This window comes from Actinoalloteichus spitiensis RMV-1378, from assembly GCF_000239155.1.
GTDB classification, from domain to species: domain Bacteria; phylum Actinomycetota; class Actinomycetes; order Mycobacteriales; family Pseudonocardiaceae; genus Actinoalloteichus_B; species Actinoalloteichus_B spitiensis.
The window spans coordinates 1-2,869 of record NZ_AGVX02000645.1 but is presented as its reverse complement, the minus strand read 5'-3'; the positions used below and the strand labels follow the sequence as shown (position 1 = coordinate 2,869).

Genomic DNA, 2,869 nt, shown 5'->3' with positions numbered 1-2,869 from the left:
GTCCCGCGCCTCACGAAGATGAGCTTCGCCAACGTCATGCTGGCCCGAGGCGACGGCGCCCAGGGCCGCGTTGAGGTGGACCTGGCCGTAGGCTTCGAGCACCCCGGGTTCGCCGATGTGCGGTTCGAGGTCAGCGGCGGCCCGGGCAGAAAAGGTGGCCTGCCGTGCACGCCGCCCCGGCCCGAACGCCTGTCCCCGCATCCAGTACGACACGCCGCGCAGCTGCACGTCCTCCAGATCGTCCGCGATCCTCTCCACATGGCCATAGGCCAGGGCCGGCAGCCCCACACCGTGCAGTGATTTCGCCGCGTACATGCACGCCTGGTAGACATCGACCAGCCAGTGTCCCGCCTGCCGGCGGTGCGGTCCTGATGCGTAGTGGACCAGGAGTTCCCGCGTGAGGCCCGGCACCAGGTCCGCCATCGCCGGGTAGTCGCAGGCGTGCCGCAGCGTGTTCAGCCGCCGCACGGCGTCAGCGAGTTCGGTCACTGGCCGAGGAGTGGTGTCCTCGGGAAGCTCCCCAGGCCACCAGTCCGTGAGCGCCGCGTCGACACTCTGGAGGGCGTCATGCCCTGGCACGTCATTACGGCGGATCGTTTGGTGCGGATCAGTGGTCAGCGCCGATGGAGCTACCCGCAGGGCCTTGGCTATGGCTTCCAGGACTGACCGGGAGCTGACCGCCCTGTTCCCCAGCTCGATCCGGGACAGGTACGACCTGCTGATACCCGCAAGGCCAGCGACGGACGAGGCGGTCATGCCGCGCCAGTGACGGATCTTCCGGATCCGCGTTCCGATGAGATCATCTTCGAGCTTCACCACGCGTCCCCTTCGCCGAGTGTGGTGGGGCTGTTTCCCACGGCAATCCCAGGGAGCCGAGGACCAGATCGCTGTGGGAGCAGGAGGCGGGCGTTCTCAACCCAAACGCGCTCATTGCTCGTTCAGTTCCTGGTAGCACGCGAGCTGACACGTCCTCGTCAGGCGATGCAGCTGGGGCCAGTCGCCATCCCACCCGTGACGTCAGCACCACGAGCGGGCCTAGCCAACAGCAACTCCTCGTAGGAGCGGTGAGGACCTGGGCCGTCGCCGCTCAGATGGGGACGGCTGCCCGGTTGGAACTCCTCGTAGGAGCGATGAGGACCCTCGCGCGTGGCGGCGAAGTGGTTCTGGGTAGCAAGTTGGAACTCCTCGTAGGAGCAATGAGGACCGGGCCGCCGAGGACACCAGGAGGTGACACATGGGGTTGGAACTCCTCGTAGGAGCGATGAGGACAAGACCCGCCCACCAGCACGATCCGGATGCGGCCCGTGTTGGAACTCCTCGTAGGAGCGATGAGGACCCACCATCCCCACAGGAGGTCAACGTGATCCACGAGTCGGAACTCCTCGTAGGAGCGATGAGGACCGCCGCCCGCAGCCGGTCAGCCTCGTCCACGGTGGAGTTGGAACTCCTCGTAGGAGCGATGAGGACTCGAGGAGCGTCGCCGCCCCGGGCGCTGGGTCGGGTTGGAACTCCTCGTAGGAGCGATGAGGACCGGCGGGCCCTGCGACGGCCTCACCGACACCGTCGCGTTGGAACTCCTCGTAGGAGCAATGAGGACCTGTTCCGTTGGGGCGCGCGCTGTGGACTGTCGGCGGTTGGAACTCCTCGTAGGAGCGATGAGGACGTGGAGGTCCCGGTGGCCGGCGGCACCGTGACCTGGTTGGAACTCCTCGTAGGAGCGATGAGGACCCGGCGACGAGGCCGCCGCAAGAATCGCCCGGCGCCTGTTGGAACTCCTCGTAGGAGCGATGAGGACGACGGCGCTGAGTTCACGCCGGCCTTCGTGGCCGCGTTGGAACTCCTCGTAGGAGCGATGAGGACTGCAAGGGAGCGGCCGAGCCGCCAACGCCAAGGAGATCGTTGGAACTCCTCGTAGGAGCGATGAGGACTCGACCAGGCGTCGGCGCTCGGCCTCGACCTGGTGTTGGAACTCCTCGTAGGAGCGATGAGGACCCGCACGAAGAAGGTGTGACCTGATGGCCCTGTGTTGGAACTCCTCGTAGGAGCGATGAGGACCGCCGCTACCCCGGAGCCTGAACGGCTCGTACCACATGTTGGAACTCCTCGTAGGAGCGATGAGGACGCGGCGGCAATGGGACTCCTCATCTCCACCGTCGTGTTGGAACTCCTCGTAGGAGCGATGAGGACTTGGTGCGGGCCGAGCTGGACAAGACGTCCCCAGACCTGTTGGAACTCCTCGTAGGAGCGATGAGGACCCGAGAGTAAAGTCGCAGGTCAGCACGTACCTGGAACACCTTATCGAACGCGGTTTTGCAGCGAACCCGAGGTTTGACATCAGACCCGGGAGGTTCGCTGAAACTTGCCCGCACCAGATAGCAGGATCACGCTTCCATCCCTATGCCGCCCGTCCCGCAGCGTGACGGGCGGCCCCACCGCAAGGCAAGCGGAGGTAGCACACCACCTCACCACGCCAGCCAACGCCCAGCTGGGCACTGGCCGTGTCATCTCGGCGCCCCTCCGCCAACACCCTCTCGCATGCCAACTCTAGGGAGCGATGCCCATCCGCATGGCAAGCCCACGCAGTTCACGGCTCCCTGCATCCTTTCGGGCCTGCACCAGGCAGGTTCCGACGGCATCACGGATGAAGGGGTGGTTCCTCGCCCAGTTCGGTGCCAGCGACTCGGCTTTCAGAATCATCGCCAGCCCACGGTCACGCGATCGCCGCTCCGACACAAGCGCCCTCCCCCACTCAGCGTAGAAGGCTGCCCTACGAGCTCGGTAGGGCACAGTGTCGATGTGGACTTCGGGACCGATTTTCTCGACCCTACCGACATCCCGCCGTTCCCCAGCCAGCACGAGGTCCCAGATC

Annotated in this window: 1 protein-coding gene, 1 pseudogene and 1 CRISPR repeat array; the gene and the pseudogene both read right to left on the bottom strand. The window is 65.6% G+C overall.

The window, feature by feature from the left end; genetic code table 11:
• Nucleotides 1–816, bottom strand: an 816-nt coding sequence (locus ACTIDRAF_RS33135) for a helix-turn-helix domain-containing protein (protein WP_085944893.1), incomplete at its 3' end; no start/stop codon positions are given.
• A gap of 226 nt (nucleotides 817–1,042) precedes the next feature.
• A CRISPR array of direct repeats spans nucleotides 1,043–2,255; the repeat unit is 30 nt; unit sequence GTTGGAACTCCTCGTAGGAGCGATGAGGAC.
• Nucleotides 2,256–2,544: 289 nt separating this feature from the next.
• Nucleotides 2,545–2,869 (bottom strand): annotated as a pseudogene (locus tag ACTIDRAF_RS34625) (helix-turn-helix domain-containing protein); the annotation flags it as partial.